Source organism: Pseudoroseicyclus sp. CXY001 (assembly GCF_041714655.1).
Taxonomy (GTDB): domain Bacteria; phylum Pseudomonadota; class Alphaproteobacteria; order Rhodobacterales; family Rhodobacteraceae; genus Pseudoroseicyclus_A.
On sequence record NZ_CP168219.1, the window covers coordinates 174,760 to 192,342 of the forward strand.

General features: G+C 70.7%; 17 protein-coding genes and 1 tRNA gene. 10 read left to right on the plus strand and 8 right to left on the minus strand.

The genetic code is table 11. From position 1 onward, the window contains the following. Positions 1 to 166: 166 nt before the first annotated feature. Together ACAZ03_RS00870 and ACAZ03_RS00875 are read left to right on the plus strand one after the other, a co-directional pair. Positions 167 to 1,420 carry a DNA polymerase IV gene (locus ACAZ03_RS00870; protein WP_373355445.1) on the plus strand — a complete coding sequence of 418 codons (1,254 nt, stop codon included), beginning with the start codon at positions 167 to 169 and terminating at the stop codon, positions 1,418 to 1,420. Positions 1,421 to 1,472: 52 nt separating this feature from the next. Next, entirely contained in the window at positions 1,473 to 1,670 is a 198-nt protein-coding gene (locus tag ACAZ03_RS00875) for a hypothetical protein (RefSeq protein WP_373355446.1), read from the plus strand. 8 nt (positions 1,671 to 1,678) lie between these two features. On the opposite strand, the gene ACAZ03_RS00880 is transcribed toward ACAZ03_RS00875, so the two are convergent. Next, positions 1,679 to 2,536: an N-formylglutamate amidohydrolase gene (locus ACAZ03_RS00880; RefSeq protein ID WP_373355447.1), complete on the minus strand. Its 858-nt coding sequence runs from the start codon at positions 2,534 to 2,536 to the stop codon at positions 1,679 to 1,681. Between the two features lie 153 nt (positions 2,537 to 2,689). On the opposite strand from ACAZ03_RS00880, the gene ACAZ03_RS00885 reads away from it, so the two are divergent. The 3 genes from ACAZ03_RS00885 (at position 2,690) to ACAZ03_RS00895 (ending at position 4,481) form a co-directional block, all read left to right on the plus strand. Continuing rightward, positions 2,690 to 2,764 (plus strand) — tRNA-Val (locus ACAZ03_RS00885). Positions 2,765 to 2,842: 78 nt separating this feature from the next. Further along, entirely contained in the window at positions 2,843 to 2,968 is a 126-nt protein-coding gene (ykgO, locus tag ACAZ03_RS00890; RefSeq protein WP_163895964.1) for a type B 50S ribosomal protein L36, read from the plus strand. Positions 2,969 to 3,182: 214 nt separating this feature from the next. Beyond that, complete coding sequence (locus ACAZ03_RS00895; protein ID WP_373355448.1) at positions 3,183 to 4,481, plus strand: ABC transporter substrate-binding protein; 1,299 nt, start codon at positions 3,183 to 3,185, stop codon at positions 4,479 to 4,481. A gap of 82 nt (positions 4,482 to 4,563) precedes the next feature. On the opposite strand, the gene ACAZ03_RS00900 is transcribed toward ACAZ03_RS00895, so the two are convergent. Together ACAZ03_RS00900 and ACAZ03_RS00905 are read right to left on the minus strand one after the other, a co-directional pair. After that, the gene (locus tag ACAZ03_RS00900; RefSeq protein WP_373355449.1) at positions 4,564 to 5,040 is read right to left on the minus strand and encodes a GNAT family N-acetyltransferase; all 477 of its coding nucleotides are present in this window, start codon (positions 5,038 to 5,040) and stop codon (positions 4,564 to 4,566) included. Continuing rightward, positions 5,037 to 6,692 carry a peptidoglycan-binding protein gene (locus tag ACAZ03_RS00905; protein WP_373355450.1) on the minus strand — a complete coding sequence of 552 codons (1,656 nt, stop codon included), beginning with the start codon at positions 6,690 to 6,692 and terminating at the stop codon, positions 5,037 to 5,039. Before ACAZ03_RS00905 ends, ACAZ03_RS00900 begins: the two co-directional genes overlap by 4 nt. A 133-nt stretch (positions 6,693 to 6,825) precedes the next feature. Here ACAZ03_RS00905 and ACAZ03_RS00910 point away from each other — a divergent pair, with 133 nt between their 5' ends. Further along, positions 6,826 to 7,674 (plus strand): hypothetical protein, encoded by an 849-nt coding sequence (locus ACAZ03_RS00910; RefSeq protein ID WP_373355451.1) that lies wholly within the window; start codon positions 6,826 to 6,828, stop codon positions 7,672 to 7,674. Between the two features lie 107 nt (positions 7,675 to 7,781). On the opposite strand, the gene ACAZ03_RS00915 is transcribed toward ACAZ03_RS00910, so the two are convergent. The 5 genes from ACAZ03_RS00915 to ACAZ03_RS00935 form a co-directional block, all read right to left on the minus strand. Next, positions 7,782 to 8,114, minus strand: coding sequence for a DUF3775 domain-containing protein (locus ACAZ03_RS00915; protein ID WP_373355452.1), 333 nt, complete (start codon positions 8,112 to 8,114; stop codon positions 7,782 to 7,784). Between the two features lie 56 nt (positions 8,115 to 8,170). Further along, positions 8,171 to 8,545, minus strand: coding sequence for a hypothetical protein (locus ACAZ03_RS00920; protein WP_373355453.1), 375 nt, complete (start codon positions 8,543 to 8,545; stop codon positions 8,171 to 8,173). A gap of 58 nt (positions 8,546 to 8,603) precedes the next feature. Then, entirely contained in the window at positions 8,604 to 10,046 is a 1,443-nt protein-coding gene (rmuC, locus tag ACAZ03_RS00925) for a DNA recombination protein RmuC (RefSeq protein ID WP_373355454.1), read from the minus strand. A 10-nt stretch (positions 10,047 to 10,056) separates the two neighbouring features. Continuing rightward, on the minus strand, positions 10,057 to 11,865 hold the full coding sequence (gene mutL / locus ACAZ03_RS00930; protein ID WP_373355455.1) for a DNA mismatch repair endonuclease MutL: 1,809 nt from the start codon (positions 11,863 to 11,865) through the stop codon (positions 10,057 to 10,059). Positions 11,866 to 11,934: 69 nt separating this feature from the next. Further along, a complete protein-coding gene (locus tag ACAZ03_RS00935) occupies positions 11,935 to 12,369 on the minus strand; it encodes an NUDIX hydrolase (protein ID WP_373355456.1) in 435 nt (144 codons plus the stop codon). A gap of 170 nt (positions 12,370 to 12,539) precedes the next feature. Here ACAZ03_RS00935 and ACAZ03_RS00940 point away from each other — a divergent pair, with 170 nt between their 5' ends. From ACAZ03_RS00940 to ACAZ03_RS00955, 4 genes are all read left to right on the plus strand, one after another. Further along, entirely contained in the window at positions 12,540 to 13,532 is a 993-nt protein-coding gene (locus ACAZ03_RS00940; protein ID WP_373355457.1) for an Hsp33 family molecular chaperone HslO, read from the plus strand. Then, on the plus strand, positions 13,525 to 14,124 hold the full coding sequence (locus ACAZ03_RS00945) for a CoA pyrophosphatase (protein WP_373355458.1): 600 nt from the start codon (positions 13,525 to 13,527) through the stop codon (positions 14,122 to 14,124). Before ACAZ03_RS00940 ends, ACAZ03_RS00945 begins: the two co-directional genes overlap by 8 nt. Then, positions 14,112 to 15,254 (plus strand): CCA tRNA nucleotidyltransferase, encoded by a 1,143-nt coding sequence (locus ACAZ03_RS00950; protein ID WP_373355459.1) that lies wholly within the window; start codon positions 14,112 to 14,114, stop codon positions 15,252 to 15,254. The genes ACAZ03_RS00945 and ACAZ03_RS00950 overlap by 13 nt, the downstream gene beginning before the upstream one ends. Before the next feature lie 458 nt (positions 15,255 to 15,712). Further along, positions 15,713 to 17,575 carry an ABC transporter ATP-binding protein gene (locus ACAZ03_RS00955; RefSeq protein WP_373355460.1) on the plus strand — a complete coding sequence of 621 codons (1,863 nt, stop codon included), beginning with the start codon at positions 15,713 to 15,715 and terminating at the stop codon, positions 17,573 to 17,575. Positions 17,576 to 17,583 lie beyond the last annotated feature (8 nt).

Sequence of the window (17,583 nt, forward strand, 5' to 3'; positions counted from 1 at the left end):
CCCCGCCTCCATGCCCCTTTGCAAATACCTCGGGGGCGTGGGGGCTGGCCCCCACTGCAAAGGGGGTCCGGGGGGCCCAAAGCCCCCCGGGAAAGCGGGGGGCCGGGGGTGCAGCCCCCGCACGCCCCCCGTGGACGCCCCGCCCCCCGAGGCCTATCCTTTGCCCATGCCCGCCCTCTGCCGCGCCTGCCTTCACGCCTTCGAGTCGGGCACCCGTTGCCCGGCCTGCCGCAGCCCGCGCGTCACGTCCCATCCCGAGCTCTTCACGCTCTCCATCGCCCATATGGATTGCGACGCCTTTTTCGCCTCGGTCGAGAAACGCGACCGGCCAGAGCTGCGGGATCATCCCGTCATCATCGGCGGCGGCAGGCGGGGCGTCGTCTCCACCGCCTGCTATCTCGCGCGGATCAAGGGCGTCCGCTCCGCCATGCCGATGTTCCAGGCGCTGAAGCTCTGCCCCGAGGCGATCGTCGTGCCGCCGCGGATGGAGGCCTATGCCGAGGCCTCCCGCGCCATCCGCGCGATGATGGACGACCTGACCCCGGTCATCCAGCCGCTCTCGCTCGATGAGGCCTTCCTCGACCTCACCGGCACGCTGCGCCTCCATGGCGCGCCGCCCGCCGTGCTGCTCGCCCGGCTGACGAAGCGCATGGAGGACGAGCTCGGCCTCAGCGGCTCCATCGGCCTTTCCCACAACAAGTTCCTCGCCAAGCTCGCCTCCGACCTCGACAAGCCGCGCGGCTTCTCGGTGATCGGCAAGGCAGAGACGGAAGCCTTCCTCGCGCCCCTGCCGGTCAGCAAGATCTGGGGAATCGGCCCGGCGGGGCAGGCGAGCCTCGAGAAGGCCGGGATCCGCATCTTCTCCGACCTCCAGCGCTGGGAGCGGCGCGAGCTGATGACGCGCTTCGGGCAGATGGGTGACCGGCTGTGGCATCTCGCGCGGGGGGAGGACCACCGCCCGGTCAGCGCCCGCGAGCCCGTCCGCTCGATCTCCAACGAGACGACCTTCTTCGAGGATACCTCGGACGCAGACCTCCTCGACGGGCATATCTGGCGGATGGCCGAGAAGGTGGCGAGCCGCGCCAAGGCCAAGGGGCTGGCCGGCCGGGTCGTGACGCTGAAGCTCAAGCGCGCCGATTTCAAGCTGCTGACCCGCCGCCTGTCGCTCGGCCAGCCGACGCAGATGGCCGACACGCTCTACCGGACGGCGCGGGGGCTCTATGACGCCTCCGGCATCAAGGGCCCCTTCCGCCTCATCGGCGTCGGCCTCTCCGAGCTCTGCGATGCGGCCGAGGCCGACCGGGAGGGCGACCTCCTCGACCCCGGCGCCAGCCGCCGGGCGGGGGCCGAGCGGGCGACCGATGCGATCCGCGCCCGCTTCGGCAAGGAGGCGATCGTCAAGGGACGGGCCCTGCGCTAGGGGGAACCTCCCGCCGGCGCGGCCGTTTTCCCTCCAACCACAGGAGAGAGACATGAGTGCCAAGACCGAACGCCACAGCGGCGAAGACTGGAGCGACGGTGACGTCGCCGAACTGAAGAAGCTCGCGGAAGAGAACACGCCGACCCGCGTGATCGGCCTCAAGCTCGGCCGCACCGAAGAGGCCGTCTATGCCAAGGCCTCCGCCGAGGGCATTTCACTGAAGCCGGTGAACCAGTCGCCGCGCGGCTGAGCGGCGGCCTATTCGGCCGCCATCGGCATCGGGTCCGCCCGGCCGAGCGCGGTGATCTCGGCCATGATGCCGCTGAGGCGCGCGCGGAAGAGCTCGAAATGGGGGAGCGGCGTGATCTGGGCCTCGTCCATGTAGAGTGCCCGGTCGATCTCGATCTGGATCGCGTGGCGCCGCCGCGCCGGCCGGCCGTAGGCCTGGGCCACGTAGGCACCGGCGAAGGGCATGTTGCGCGCGGTGCGCAGGCCCGCGCGGGCGAAGGCCGCCTCGATCTCGGCCACGAGTCCGGGGGAGGCGGCGGCGCCGAATCGGTCGCCGATCACCACGTCCGGCTTGCGGGCGCTGCGGGGGCCGAGCGTTTCCAGCGCCTCGTGGGGCATGGAGTGGCAGTCGATCAGGATCGCCTGGCCGAAGCGTTCCTCCGCCTCGTCCATCAGCCGGCGGAGCGCGGCGTGATAGGGCCGCCAGACGGCGGCGAGCCGCGCCTCCGCCTCGGTGTGTGTGATCCGCCCGTGATAGATCGGCCGCCCGCCGGCGACGACGCGGGGGATCACGCCCAGCCCCGACGCGATGCGCGGGTTCGGATTGACCCGCCGCAGCCCCTCGATCAGCGCCGGGTCGAGCTCGTCCTCGGCGCGGTTGAGATCGACATAGGCGCGGGGCGCGAGCGCGGTGATGAGCGGCGCGCCGAGCGTCGGCGCCGCGGCGAAGAGCCTGTCGACGAAGGCATCCTCGCTCGAACGGACGGCCCGCTCGTCGAGCCGGGCTTTGGCAAGGAAATCCTTGGGATAGTCGCTGCCGGAATGCGGCGAGGCAAAGATCACGGCGCTCGTGCGCCGAGCCGGCATCTGCACCCGAAAGGCATCCATACCCGTCTCTCCTCCCCCGTCAGCATAGGCGTGGACGGGGCGCGCCAAAAGCCCTTGATCCGCCCGGGGAGTCCTTTTATAGACCCGTCACCCGACGCGGAGGTATCCCCCGCGTCCCTTTTGTTTGGGGCGCATGGGACCATCGTGACGGAAGGGCGGTTAGCTCAGTGGTAGAGCACTACGTTGACATCGTAGGGGTCACAAGTTCGAACCTTGTACCGCCCACCAGAGAGATTTCACCGGCATCCGGTTTGGATGTCACAACGCTGATGCGGCCCTAAAGCGCCGCGAGAGAAGGAGAGGCAGATGAAGGTCGCCAATTCGCTGCGCTCGCTCAAGTCGCGCCACCGGGATTGCCGGGTCGTGCGTCGCAAGGGCCGCGTCTACGTCATCAACAAGACCCAGCGCCGGTTCAAGGCCCGCCAGGGCTGAGCCGCAGGGGCGCGCTCCGGGGGTGACCCCGAGGGCCCGGACCCGCGCCAGGACGAGTTTCGAAGGGCCGCTCCCGAAAGGGGGCGGCCTTTTGTCACCTCGGGGGCGCTCTTTGCGGCCCATCTACGGGGGTTTTCCCGACCCTCTTCCCCCTAGCCCCAGCCCGCCCGATGCGGGTAGTGTCCGGGCAAGGGTGAAAGAGGACACATTTGCCATGACAAGACATTTCAAACTCCGCGCCGCGCTTGCGGTGCTCTTCGCGGGCGGGGCGGCCCTGCCGGCCTTCGCCCAGGATTTCTGCAGCGGCCTCGGCCAGGGCGGTCAGTGGATCGGCGGCACCCAGGAGGCCTCCGACATCTCCACCTCGGGGGATTACCTCGAGCAGATGGCGCTGGTGCTCATGAACAGCGACTATGTCGCGATCTTCGACGTCACCGAGCCGACGGAGGTGCGGATGGAAGCCCAGGCGCGCGGCGCCGGCGACCCGCTCTTCGATCTCTACGCGCCCAATGGCGACATCGTGCTCTCCGACGACGATTCGGGCGGTGATAGCGCCTCGCGTGCCGAAACGATGCTGGAGCCCGGCACCTATTGCCTGGCCATGTCGACCTATGACGGCGCGCCGATGACCGGCTACGTCCGCGTCGGCCGGCTCGAGCACGAGGCGCTGACGCCCGGCCTCGGCGCCATGCCGGTGGAGCTGGATGGCGGCAACGGCTCCGGCGGTGACGGCAGCGGCGGCGGCATCACGGCCGGCGCCCAGATGCCCGGCGAGATCTGTGAGTTCGACCGCGTGGTGAACTTCTTCTCCGACGGCGCCATCGACAGCCAGCTCGCCACCGGGCTCAGCGCCACCGCTTCGGTCAACGACATCGCCTATTGGGGCTTCTATCTCGATAGCCCGCAGGCGCTGACGATCACCGCCGTGAACGAGAGCGCCGATCCGGTGATCGCGCTCTATGACGGCATGGGCAACTGGCTGGCCGAGAACGACGACTGGGACGGGCTGAACAGCCAGATCGACCTGTCCTACCCGCTCGACCCGGGTCCCTATTGCATCGCCGTCACGGCGCTGTCCGACCCCAGCCTGCCGATCACCGTCTCTGTCGTGGGCTTCGACCCGATGGCCGAGCAGGTCGCCATGTTCGACTACGCCGAGGCGGCCCCGCCGCTCGACGGCTCCTACCCGGTGACCGATCTCGGCGCGCTCGACACCCGCCTGCGCCAGGACGTGCAGAACGGCGGCATCGCCAACTGGTTCTCCTTCGACGTGAACGAGGGCGGGCTCATCCTGATCGAGGCCGTGACCAACGGGCTCGGCGACCCCGTGCTGGTGCTCTTCGACGATTTCGGCCGGCAGGTCACGATGAACGACGATTACGGCGACAGCTACGATTCGCTGCTCGCGGCCCGGGTGCTGCCCGGCAAGTATCTCGTCGCCGTCCGCCAGTATGACGACAGCGCGCCGGTGATGACCCGTCTGCTCTTCGAGCGCTACGTCCCGGCGCGCTGAGCGCCGCGGATCGAGGAGGGGCGCCCGGGCGGCGCCTCTCACCAGAAAGACGAGGGCCGCCGGAGTGATCCGGCGGCCCCATTCATTTGAGCCTGAGCGCATAGACGGCCCAGCCGTCGTCCAGCTGGCGCAGCTTGCGCCAGCCGCGCCGCTCCAGGAGCCCGCCCGCGGCGACGGTCGTGGAATGGATCTCGCAGGCGCCGCGCCGCGCCGCCTCCGCCTCCAGTGCCGCCACAAGCGCATCGGCGACGCCCTGGCGGCGGCAGGCGGGGTCGGTGACGAGGCCGTTCATCCAGAAGCCCTCTGCGGCGAGCGCCCCATGCGAGCTGGCGTCGAGCGTGACGAGGCCGGCGAGCCGGCCCTCCTCGGTCACGGCCGCGAGCCCGCAGGGCAGGCTCTCGGCGCAGCTGCGGCGCGCGATATCCTCCGCGGCATTTCCCTCGCCCCCCGGCCCGTACCAGTCGGGCCAGGTCTCTTCCATCAGGCGCGCGGCGGCCGCCCCCAGATGGGGGGCGGCCGCGAGCGATGTGAGGGTCAGCGGGAGCGGCGTGCCGCTCACTGCATGGCGTCCGCGAGGAGCCGCACCACCGTCTCTTCATTGAGATAGCCGGTCACCCCGAGCTGCCGGTCGCGCTGATAGCGGCGGAGCGCCCGGCGCGTGTCGCCGTCGAACTGCCCGTCGACGACGCCCGGCTCAAGCCCGGCCGCCTCCAGCCGCTGTTCGACCAGCCGGCGGGTGAACGGGTTGAGGTTGAGCGCCTCTTCGGCGGTGGCCGCCGCGTCGAGCTGGTCTTCCTGGCCGTTGCGGTTGCGCAGCTGCGCCTGACGGGCGCGGGCCTCTTCGACGAACGCGCCGTTGGGGTAGTTCTGCAGATAGCCGTCATAGGCGATGATCGTGTCGGCCTCGCTGACCCGATCCCAGGCGTTGCGATCGGCCTGGGCGGCGCGGTTGCGCTTGACCCGCTCGATCTCGGCCAGCGCGTCCTGCGCCTGCTCGGCATGGATGCCGTCGGGATAGCGCTCCAAGTAGGCCCTGAGGCCCGGCTCGTCGCCCTCGCGGCCCGTCTCTTCCCAATAGGCGTTGTCGGCGCGGCGCTCGGCGGCGGCGCGGGCCTCGGCCTCGGCCTCCAGCTCGGCGGCGCGGCGGGCGGCCTGGGCGTCGATCCGTGTGATCTGCTCCAGCGTCAGGTAGGAGGTCTGGGCGAAGCCGTTCTCTTGCTGCCAGTTGGTGATCGCCCCGCGGGTGCCGGAGCCGAAGATGCCGTCGATGCCGCGGGTGTTGTAGCCGAGCATGACGAGGTTGCGCTGCACGTCCTGCCGCTCCTCGCGGTTGAGGCGCATCGATTCCTCCGACAGGCGCGCCTGCCGGTTGGGCTCGGCGAGGATCGCCTCGATGGCGTCCTCGGCATCCTCCGCATGGGGGCCGACCGGGTAGTTGGACAGGTAGTTGCGGTAGGCGTCGATCGTGTCGAGCGCCCGCGCGCCCTCCCAGAGCGCCCGTTCGGCGGCGTCGTTGTTGGTGACGACCGGCGCGAAGGAGCCGCGCTCCTCCGGCATGAACTCGAAGCTCCGCGGCAGATAGCCATAGAGCTCCAGCCTGCGCTCGCGGCGAAGGGGCGCCAAGATGTCGGCCTCGGGCTCCAGCACCGGGCCGGCCACGAGATCGGCGACGACATTCGGCGGGCCGGTGACGACGGTCACCCCCTGCGGCGCCTCGATGGGGCCGAGCCCGTCGCGCAGCCAGTCGTCCACCTCGCTCCCGTCGCCGGCGGCGCCGAGGAAAAGGATCGCATGGCCCGGCCGCTCGGCAAGGATCTGCAGAAGGCTGTCGACCGAGACCGACTGCTGGCCGACGTTCATCAGCGAGACGTCATCGGCCTCGGCGGTCAGCAGCCAAGAGCGCGTCCCGTCGGTGACGAAGCGCCCGGTCAGGGCGACGAACAGCCGCTCCGCCTCGGGCACGGCATCGACCCATTCGGCGATGGCCTGGGTGGTCGAGGGGATGCGGCCGTTGGGCAGCGACAGGGTGGTGAAGCCCATGTCGGTCAGGTCTTCGGCGGCATCGGTGATCGTATCGGCGCCGGAGACGCGGGTCATCTCCTCGTAGCGCTCGATGCCGATGAGCAGCGCCGCGTCGTCGGCGGCGAGGGGAGTCGCGGCGGCGCCGGCGGTGAGCGCGGCGAGCGCGGTCGTACGGATGAGGTGTCGCATGTGAACTTCCTTGCCTCGTTTGACGCGAACTTCGGCGCCGCGTTCGTGCTATTCAATATCGGCACAATGGCGCCGACCCGTGCGAGGTTCCGCGCCGTCAAAGCTCAAGGGTGACTGAGGGAGGGTCAAGATATTGGCCTACAAGGATAAATCCGATAGCCCCTCCGAAGAGGCGCTGGCCGGGCGGCTCAGCTTTCACGAAGCGGTGGAGATTGCAGAGCTGAGCTACCGCGGGCTCGATATCGCCACCTCCGCCGAGGCGAATGCGCTCTTCGACGCGCTGGAGCGGCGCCTCGCAGAGACGGGCGAGGCGCTCTGGTTCTTCCTTCTCGACCAGCGCGACTACCGGGTGGAGCCCTCCGCCTGGATGGCCTTCGCTCGGCGCGGCAGCGACCTCCGCGCCGCCCATGCCCAGGGCCTCGCCCGCTGGGACGACAGCGCCATCACCGCCCGCCAGATCGCCCGCACGGCGGGCACCGACCTCGCCGACCCGACGCTCTTCGCCTCCCGCGAGGCCGCCTGGGCGCATCTGCGCAGCCTCCCGTCCAAGCGCCGCCACCGCATCGAGCATGTGCCTAATCTCCGCCCGGAGGACATCCGCGCCCGCATCACCACCGATCCGGGCGAGGGGCTGATGGAGGTCGACCTCTCCGGCCTGACCTTCGCCCATTCCCGCGACGTGGCCGATGTCTTCAACGAGATCGAGGCGCAAATCCGCGCCTCGGGTCACAAGTGGTGGATGCTGATGAACTACGAGCGCACCCGCATCGAGCCGCCGGCCTGGGTCGCCTATACGCTGCGCTCCGACGAGCTGCGCGAGCGCTATGTCATGGGCGCCGTCCGCTACGCCCCCGATGCCGAAACGGAGGCCGACATCCGCCGCCGCGCCGAAAGCCGCGCCCGGCCCAACATCCGCAACTCCCGCGCCGAGGCGCTAGAGCGGCTGGACGAGATGATCGCGGCGTATGCGGCGGCCCATTGAGCCCCCCGTGTCCCCTTTCATCTGGCCGAAAATACCTCAGAGGTGTGGAGGCAGAGCCTCCGCCCGGCCCCCGCCCCCCTCCTCGGGGGGCGGGGGCCGGCAGCCCCTCAGGTCTCGCCCCAGCGGTAGAGCTGGTCTTCCTCGTCCCGCGCCGAGATCCCCAGCGCCTCGAGACCGCTTTCTAGATGGTCGGCGAGATGCGGCGAGCCCTTGAGGTAGCTCGCCGTGGGCGTGTGGCGCTCTTCGCCGGCGGTGCGGACGGCCTCGTCCCAATCCTCCGGCTCGAAGGCGCCGCGGCCGATCCACATCATGGCGACGAGGGCGGATTGCTCGCTCTCGTTCAGGCTCTCGATGAAGCTGTCGAATTCGTTCTCTGCGCGCGGAAGCTCGCGGGCGAGGATGATGATCTCTGCGACGGTGCTGCTGGCGATCTCGGGCATGACCTGCCCTCCCTGTCGTGACGTCCAAAAGGGCCCGCTGCCGGTGGCGGCGGAGGTTACTCCCAGGCCAGCGGCGTCTCGGAGCCGCCGGGGAGCGTCATGTGGCCGGTGCCGCCGGGCAGGAGGTGGAAGATGCGGTCGTGAAGCCCGCTGACGACCACCGAGCCTTCCGCCGCCGCGGCGCTGCCGACGCGGCCGCCCGAGCAGATCGCCCCGCTGTTGCAGGGCAAGAGCGCGAAGGTATCCATGCCGACATCGCCGGCGGCGACCACCGTGACCGGCGCGCCATCGGCGAAGGGCCGCGGCTTGCCGAGCTCCCAGAGCGGCAAGCCCGCCTGGCTGGCGTTGGGCACGATGCCGGCACAGCCGGTCAGCCCCGTGGCGGCGAGCGTTGTGGCGGCGATGAGCGCCGCGGCTTTCAGAGCGCGCATGGGCTCCCCCTCATCCTTTGTCCCGGCTGAGGCTAGACCCGGCCCGGCCCGGGCGCAATCAGCTCTCGGCCTCGCTTTCGGCGAGGAGGTCCGGCGCGGTGATGTGCCGCGGCTCGACCTCGAGCGGCACCAGGGGGTCGAGGCTCTTGCCGGAGGGCACGACGCCGAGGCTCTCGAACTTGCGCGCAGAGGGCAGCACGCGCCCTTCGAGCGAGCCCACCGCGCGGTTGTAATTGTCGACGGCGGAGCGGAGGCCGGATCCGACCTTGCCGAGGTGGTCGGCGAAGGTGGCGAGGCGATCGTAGATCTCCTGCCCGACCTTCTGCACCTCGACGGCATTCTCGGCCATCTTCTCCTGCTGCCAGCCGTAGGCGATGGATTTCACCAGCGCCATCAGCGTGGTCGGCGTGGCGATCAGCACGCGGTTCTGGAAGGCGTATTCGATGAGGCCGGGATCGGCCTCGGCGGCGGCGGAGACGAAGGTCTCGCCGGGGATGAACATCACCACGAAATCCGGCGTCGTCGCCAGCCGCGCCTGATAGTCCCGGCTGGCCAGCACCTTCACATGAGCCCGTACATGGCGGGCATGGCGCAGAAGCGCCTCGCGCTGGGCCTCGGGCGTCTCGCCCTCGAGCGAATCGAGATAGCCCTCAAGCGGCGTCTTGGCGTCGATGACGATATGCTTGCCGCCGGGGATCGAGACGATGGCATCCGGGCGCTGCCGACCGTCGTCGCTCTCCATGCTCTTCTCGAGCGTGAAGTCGACATGCTCGGTCATCCCGGCCATCTCGAACACCTGGCGAAGCTGCATCTCGCCCCAGCGCCCGCGCGTCTTGGGCGCGCGGAGTGCCTGGACCAGCCGGTGCGTCTCGTTGCCGAGGTTGGCCTGGCCCTCGGCCAGCTTGGTGACCTGCTCTCGGATCTGGCCATAGGCCTCCGACCGCGCCTTCTCGATCTCGCCGATCTTCTGGTCGAAATGCCCGAGCTTTTCGCCCAGGGGCTTCACCAGCTCGGCGATGGCCTGCTGGCGCTTCGTCAGATCCTCCTCCGCCGTCTGGCGGTGGAGCGTGAAGCGCTCGGTGGCGAGGTCGAGGAAGCGGCGGGAATTGGCGCTGAGCGCCTCGCCGGCGAGCGAGGCGAAGCGGTCCTCCACCTCCTTCTTCAGGCCCCGGATCTCGTCCATCCGCGCCTCGAAGCTCTCGCGCAGCGTCTCGAGCTCGGTCTCGGCGCTGCTCCGGCGCTCGCGTTCCGAGGTGAGCGCCTCGCCGGCGCGGCGAAGCTCCTCGACCATCTCGGGGATGCGCTCGGCGCGGGCCTCGAGCCCGGCGCGGGCGGTCTCGGCCTCGGCCAGTCGGGCGCGAAGCTCGCGGATCTCGGCGGACAGTGCCGCGGCGGTGCGGGCGCGGAGCGCGGCGCTGAGGATGAGGATCACCAGAAGCCCGGCGGCGATGATTGCGAGCAGCGGGCCATTGGCCTCGATCCAGGGGGCGATGACGTCCATGTGCCTCTCCCTAGCGGCGGCCGAAGAGCTTTTCGATATCGGCGAGGCTGAGCTCGACCCAGGTGGGCCGGCCGTGGTTGCAGGTGCCCGAGAAGGGCGTCGCCTCCATCTCGCGCAGGAGCGCGTTCATCTCCTCCCCCCGCATCCGCCGGCCGGAGCGGACGGAGCCGTGGCAGGCGATGCGGCTGAGCACCGCGTCGATCCGCGCGGCGAGGGCGGCGGAGGCGTCATCCTCGATGAGGTCGGCGAGGTCGTTGAGGAGGGCCTTGCAATCCACCTCGCCCAATGCCGCCGGCACCTCGCGGACGGCGACGCAGCCCTGGCCGAAGGGCTCGATGGTGAGGCCGAGGGTGGAGAGGGTCTCCGCCTCGGCGAGGAGCGCGTCGGCGGCGGCGCCGAGATCGACGATGTCTGGGATGAGGAGGGCCTGAGCGGCGATGCCGGTCTCCTCCCGCTGGCGCTTGAGGCGCTCGTAAACGAGCCGCTCATGGGCGGCGTGCTGGTCGACGATGACCATGCCGCGCGCCGTCTGCGCGATGATGTAGTTCTCGTGCACCTGCGCCCGGGCGGCGCCGAGCGGCGAGTCCTCGGGCGGCGACTCATCGCCCCCTTGCTGGGGCGCATCAAATCGGGCCGAGGGCGCATCCAGCTCGGCGAAACCGGGGTTCTGGTAGCTCATCGGCCGCGGTGCCGGCCGGTCCATCTGATAGATGCGCGCGCCCTCGGGCGCGGCGCGGGTCAGCGCCTCGGCGGTCAGCGTCGTGGCGCTCCGCTGGCTGGCGCCGGCCAGCGCGTGGCGGAGGGCGGAGACGACGAGCCCCCGGGCGAGGGCCGGCTCGCGGAAGCGCACCTCGGCCTTGGCGGGGTGGACGTTCACGTCCACCGCCTCGGCGGGGCACTCCAGATAGAGCGCGGCGGCCGGGTAGCGGCCGGGGGCGAGGCTGTCGGCATAGCCGGCACGCAGCGCGCCTATGAGGAGCTTGTCGCGCACCGGGCGGCGGTTGACGAAGAGGTACTGCTGGCTGGTGGAGCCGCGCGAATAGCTCGGCAGCGCGGCGAGGCCGGTGAGGTGCATCCCGTCGCGCGGCGCGTCGATGCGGATCGCGTTCTCGGCGAACTCCCGGCCCATGACGGCGGCGAGCCTTGCGTGGAGCGCGTCGAAAAGGTCGCCCTGTTCGGCCTCCACCCGAAAGATCACCCGCTCCTCCCCGCCCGTGGCATCGCCGAGCCGGAAGGCGACCCCCGGCTCGGCCATGGCGAGCCGGCGGATCACGTCGCCCACCGCCTGCGCCTCCGCCCGTTCGGAGCGGAGGAACTTCAGCCGCGCCGGCGTGGCGTAGAAGAGGTCGCGCAGCTCGACGATCGTGCCGCGGCGGAGCGCGGCGGGCTTCACCTTGCCGAGGCGGCCCGCCTCGGCGGCGAGGCTCACCGCCTCCTCCCCCGCGCTGCGGGTGGTGATCGTCAGCCGCCCGACGGCGGCGAGCGAGGCCAGCGCCTCGCCCCGGAAGCCGAAGGAATGGATGTCGGTGAGGTTGCTGCCGTCGATCTTCGAGGTCGCATGCCGGGCGAGGGCCAGCGGCAGATCCTCCGCCGCGATGCCCGAGCCGTCGTCGGTGACGCGGATGAGCCCGGCGCCGCCGCCGGCGATGGTGACCTCGATGCGGGTGGCGCCGGCGTCGAGCGCGTTCTCCACCAGCTCCTTCACCGCCGAGGCGGGGCGCTCGACCACCTCGCCGGCGGCGATGCGGTTGATCGCCGTCTCGTCGAGCTGACGGATTCGCGGGCGGGAATCGTGCATCTTGCGGAGGGGGTCGGCCATGGGCCCAGATATAGCATGAGCCGGGCGCTCGGTGCACCCGGTTTCTCGGGCGGAGACGGCCCCCTGAGCCTAGGCCAGCGCGCGGAGCACCTCGCGGTCGACCGGCGAACCCAGCAGCTCCGCCGCCAGCTCCGGGTCCATCCAGACGGCCTCGTGCTCCGGCTCGCTCGGCGGGCCGAGGCGGAGGACGGGGCGGGCGAGGTAGATGTGGCAGATCTTCTCGGCCCACCAGCCGTAGTCGGGCATGAAGACGAAGCGGCGGAAGGCGCCGATCTTCCGCGCGCCGGCGATGCGCCAGCCGGTCTCCTCCATCACCTCGCGGTGGAGCGCCTGCAAGGGCGATTCCCCCGGGTCGATGCCGCCGCCGGGGAGGAGGAAGGCGTTCTCGCTGCCGCCCTGCCAGGTCAGCAGGAGCGACCCGCCGCGCGGCAGCACGGCATAGGCGCCGGGGCGGGCGCGGTAGCTTTGCCCCCGTTTGACAGGCTCGCCGACGCGTCGGATCATTCTGGCACACTCCTTGCCCTCGAAGGCCCATCTATGCCCGCCGATCCCCCGAATGGCAAAGCTCAGGCGATCCGGCCCGCGCCGGACCCGTCAGGCAGGGGCGTTGGTATTCGCCGCGGGATGCCTATATGGGGCCGGTCAAGCCAACCCTCCAAGGCCAAGGAAAGCCCATGACCCTCGGCGCGCGCATCGCCTGGGACGACACGATCCTGCCGTTCCAGCTCGACATTTCCGACATCCGTGGCCGCGTCGCGCGGCTCGACGGGGTGCTCGACGAGCTCCTCAGCCAGCACGACTACCCGCCGCTCGTCGAGAGCCTGGTGGCCGAGGTCGCGCTGATCACCGCGCTCATCGGCCAGTCGGTGAAGCTGCGCTGGAAGCTCTCCGTGCAGGTGCGCGGCGACGGTCCGGTGCGCATCCTCGCCGCCGATTACTACGCGCCGGAGGAGAAGGGCGGCCAGGCCCGGATCCGCGCCTGGGCGAGCTACGATGCCGAACGGCTCAACACCGTGGCCGATGCCTTCGGGCAGATCGGCAAGGGCTATTTCGCCGTGCTCATCGACCAGGGGGAGGGGACGACGCCCTACCAGGGCATCACCCCCCTCTCCGGCGGATCGCTCGCCGCCTGCGCCAGCACCTATTTCGCCCAGTCGGAGCAGCTTCCGACCCGCTTCTCGCTGGCCTGGGGCCGCGACGAGCCGGAGGATGACATCCGCGCCGGCGGCGTGATGCTGCAGCACATGCCCAAGGCCTCCCCCTTCGCCAAGGGCGAGGCGACAGCGGAGGACGGGCTCCTCTCCGCCGAGGATCTCGTCGCGCCGTCCGAAGAGGCGGCAGAAGACTGGCGGCGGGTGAACATCCTTCTCGATTCGGTCGAGGCGCATGAGATGGTCGGGCCGGAGGTGGCGCCGACGGATCTGCTCGTCCGGCTCTTCCACGAGGAAAACCCCCGCGTCTTCGATCCGCAGGCGATCCGCTTCGGCTGCTCTTGCTCGGAAGACAAGGTGCGCCAGTCGCTGTCGATCTACTCGGCGAAGGACATCGCCACCATGACGACCGACGAGGGCATCGTCACCGCCGACTGCCAGTTCTGCGGGGCGCATTACGAGTTCGCGCCCGAGTCGCTCGGCTTCGAGGCCACCGACCCGCCAGGCGATGCCTGACCTCCGCCGCCGGCTCGAGGGGGCGCTTGCCCGCGCGGCCGGCGGCCAGTCGGCGGGGTCGTCGGATTTCGATCTCAACCGCCACGTCGCCCCCGGCGCCCGCAAGCTGCGCGCCGCCGGGGTGCTGATCGGGGTGGAGGATGGCGCGGTGCCGCAGGTGATCCTCACCAAGAGGTCCTCGCATCTGCGCCACCACCCCGGGCAGATCGCCTTCCCCGGCGGCAAGGTCGAGCCGGAGGATTCCGGGCCCGTCGATGCCGCGCTCCGCGAGGCGGAGGAGGAGATCGCGCTGTCCCGCGCCCATGTCGAGGTGCTCGGCACCTTCCCCGCGCATGAGACGGTGACGGCCTTCACCGTGCAGCCCGTCCTCGCCCTCGTCCGCCCCGGCTTCGCCGAGCGGCCCGAGGCGGGCGAGGTGGACGAGATCTTCCGCGTGCCGCTCGATTTCCTCGCCGACCCCGCGAATTACCGCATCGAGGGGCGGCGCTGGCAGGGCACGCTCCGCCGCTATTATACGGTGCCCTGGGGGCCCTATTACATCTGGGGCGCTACCGCGCGGATGCTGAGGGGGCTGGCGGAGTGGATAGACTGACGGCCGACTGGCTGGAGAGCCCCGGGGCGCGGGAGGTCACGGGCCTCCTCACCGCCGCCGGGCACCGGGCGCTCTTCGTCGGCGGCTGCGTGCGAAATGCGCTGCTGGGGCTCGCGCCGGGCGACCTCGACCTCGCCACCGATGCCGAGCCCGCCGAGGTGATGGCGCTTGCGAAGACCGCCGGCGTCAAGGCGATCCCCACCGGCATCGAGCACGGCACTGTGACGCTGGTCGCCCATGGCGAGGCGCTCGAGGTCACGACCTTCCGCGCCGATGTGGAAACCGACGGCCGCCATGCGGTGGTGCGCTTCTCGCGGGACGTGGCGGAGGATGCCGCCCGCCGCGACTTCACGATGAACGCCCTCTATGCGGCGCCGGACGGGGCACTGCTCGACCCGCTCGGCGGGCTGCCGGACCTCCGTGCAGGGCGCGTGCGTTTCATCGGCGCGCCCGAGGCGCGGATCGCCGAGGACGGCCTGCGCATCCTGCGCTTCTTCCGCTTCACCGCCTGGTACGGCGCGCCGGAGGAGGGGATCGACGCCGAGGGCCTCGCCGCCTGCGCCGCCGCCGGTGAGGCGCTGGAGGGCCTGTCGCGCGAACGGATCGGCCACGAGATGGTGCGGCTCCTCGAGGCGCCCGACCCGGCGCCGGCCGTCGCCTCGATGCAGGCCGCTGGCCTGCTCGCCCGGGTGCTTCCCGGCGCCTCGGCGGCGGCGCTGGCGCCGCTCGTCCATGCCGAGGGCACGCTCGGGCTGGCGCCGGACACCGCCCGGCGGCTCGCCGCGCTCGGAGGAGAATCCCCGCAGGAGAACCTCCGCCTCTCCAACGCCCTCGCCGCCCGCGCGGCACGGCTGGCCGAGGCGGTGGGCACCGTCCAGACGCCCGCCGAGCTCGGCTACCGGCTGGGCGCGGAGGAAGGCGCCTCGGTGCTGGCGCTCCTCGGCGCTCCTGTCGAGGCGCTGGCGCCCCTCCGGCGCGGGGCCGAGGCGGTGTTCCCGGTCTCGGCGGCGAACCTCCGGCCCGACTACGAGGGCGCGGCGCTGGGCGCCCGGCTGAGGGCGCTGGAGGCGGAGTGGCTTGCGGGCGGCATGACTGCGACCCGCGAGGAGCTGCTTGGTTCGAAGGGGTGAGTGGGGCCGTCAGGCGATGAGGTTGCCCTCGGGCCACGTCTCAACCCGCACCACGCCAGCACGCCGGCCCGTGGGGTGGCGCTCCGACACCGGGAGCTTAGCGCTTTATGGCGCAAGCCACCTCATTGCCCCGAGCGGGGCACCAAGCCCCACCAGAGCGCCAGCCCGCGGCGACGGGCCGGCGCCCGCACGGCGCCTGCGGCTCGATTCCGCGCGGGGAGCGGAGCGGCGAGGGTGCCAACGGGGCCGACCGCCCCCCAAAACCTGCCCCGACGGAGCCCGCCATTTCGAGGGGTGACAATCCCCGAAAGCTCGGGTACAGGACTTCCATCCAGCAGGAGGGACAGATGAGAAACGGGATTCGAGCAGACCTGGTTTAACCGGTCCGATCCCGTTTGGGCGGCCCGGTTGGCCCGCCTCACTTCACTCATCGCTGTCTTTACTACAGGCCTCCTGCCATGCTTTCGCCCTTCTTCCGTTTTTTCGAGAATCTCGTCGACCCCTACGCGCCGTACGAGGAAACCGATACGCCGCCGAGCAAGCTCGGCGCCTTCATCGGCCAGTATGCCAAGCCCTTCCGAAAGGTCTTCCTCGCTACGACGATCTTCTCGGTCGCGGCGGCCGTCGTGGAGCTCTGGCTCATCGGCTACATGGGCCGGCTCGTCGACTTCCTCGACCTCGGGCCCGAGGGATTCTGGGCCGATCACGGGCTGGAACTCGTGCTCGTCGGGGTCTTCCTCCTGACCATCCGCCCGGCGGTGCAGATCGTCGGCATGGCGCTTCTGCACAACACCATCATGGTGAACTTCGGCACGCTCATCCGCTGGCGGAGCCACCGGCATGTGCTGCGCCAGTCGGTCGGCTGGTTCGAGAACGATTTCGCCGGCCGCATCGCGGGCCGCATCATGCAGACGCCGCCGGCGGCGAACGAGGTGGTCTTCCAGCTCTTCGACGCGATTGCCTATGCCATCGCCTATCTGATCGGCTCCGCCCTGCTCCTCGGCGATGCCGACCCGCGGCTGATCGTGCCCCTGGCCATCTGGGCCGCGGCCTACGGCTTCCTGATGCAATGGGTGATCCGGCGGATCGAGCCGGCCTCCAAGGCCTCGTCCGACGCGCGCTCGCGGCTGACGGGGCGGGTCGTCGACAGCTACACCAATATCCATTCGGTGAAGATGTTCGCCCATAACGCCCGCGAGATCGACTATGCCCGCGAGGCGATCGAGGAGACGCGCCAGACCGTCCGCAAGGAAATGCGGCTCTACACGCTGATGGATCTCAGCCTCGTCGTGCTGAACGGCTACCTGATCGTCGGCGTCGGCGGCTGGGCCATCGCGCTCTGGCTGCAGGGCGCCGCCTCGCCCGGCGTCGTCGCCGCCGCCGTGGCGCTCGTCCTCCGGCTCAACGCCATGTCCGGCTGGATCATGTGGGCGGTGTCGAACTTCTTCCAGAACCTCGGCGTCGTGGCCGAGGGGATGGAGACCATCGCCCAGCCCGTGACGCTGACCGACAAGCCCGCCGCCGGCCATCTGGCGCTCGGCGAGGGGCGGATCGAGCTGCAGGGGCTGACGCACCACTACGGCCGGCAGTCGGGCGGCCTGCAGGACGTGACGCTGACCATCGCCCCCGGCGAGAAGGTCGGGCTCGTCGGCCGCTCCGGCGCCGGCAAGTCGACGCTCGTCAAGCTGCTCTTGCGCTTCTACGACGCCGAGGGCGGGCGCATCCTGATCGACGGGCAGGACATCGCGGGCCTCACGCAGGACAGCCTCCGCCGCGCCATCGGCGTGGTGCAGCAGGACAGCTCGCTCCTCCACCGCTCGGTGCGCGACAACGTGCTCTACGGCAATCCCGAGGCCAGCGAGGCCGAGATGATCGAGGCCGCCAAGCGGGCCGAGGCGCATGAGTTCATCCTCGGGCTCGAGGACAACAAGGGCCGCAAGGGCTATGACGCGCTCGTCGGCGAGCGGGGCGTCAAATTGTCCGGCGGGCAGCGGCAACGGATCACCCTTGCCCGCGTTATCCTGAAGGACGCGCCCATTCTGGTGCTGGACGAGGCGACCTCCGCCCTCGATTCCGAGGTGGAGGCCGCCATTCAGGACACCCTTTACGGGATGATGGAAGGCAAGACCGTGATCGCCATCGCCCACCGGCTTTCGACCATCGCGCAGATGGACCGGATCGTGGTGATGGATCAGGGCCGCGTGGTCGAGGACGGCTCGCATGAGGCGCTTCTCGCCGAGGGCGGCATCTATGCCGGCCTCTGGGCGCGGCAGTCGGGGGGCTTCCTCGGCGAGGACGATGAAGTGGCGGCCGCGGAATAGCGGCGCCG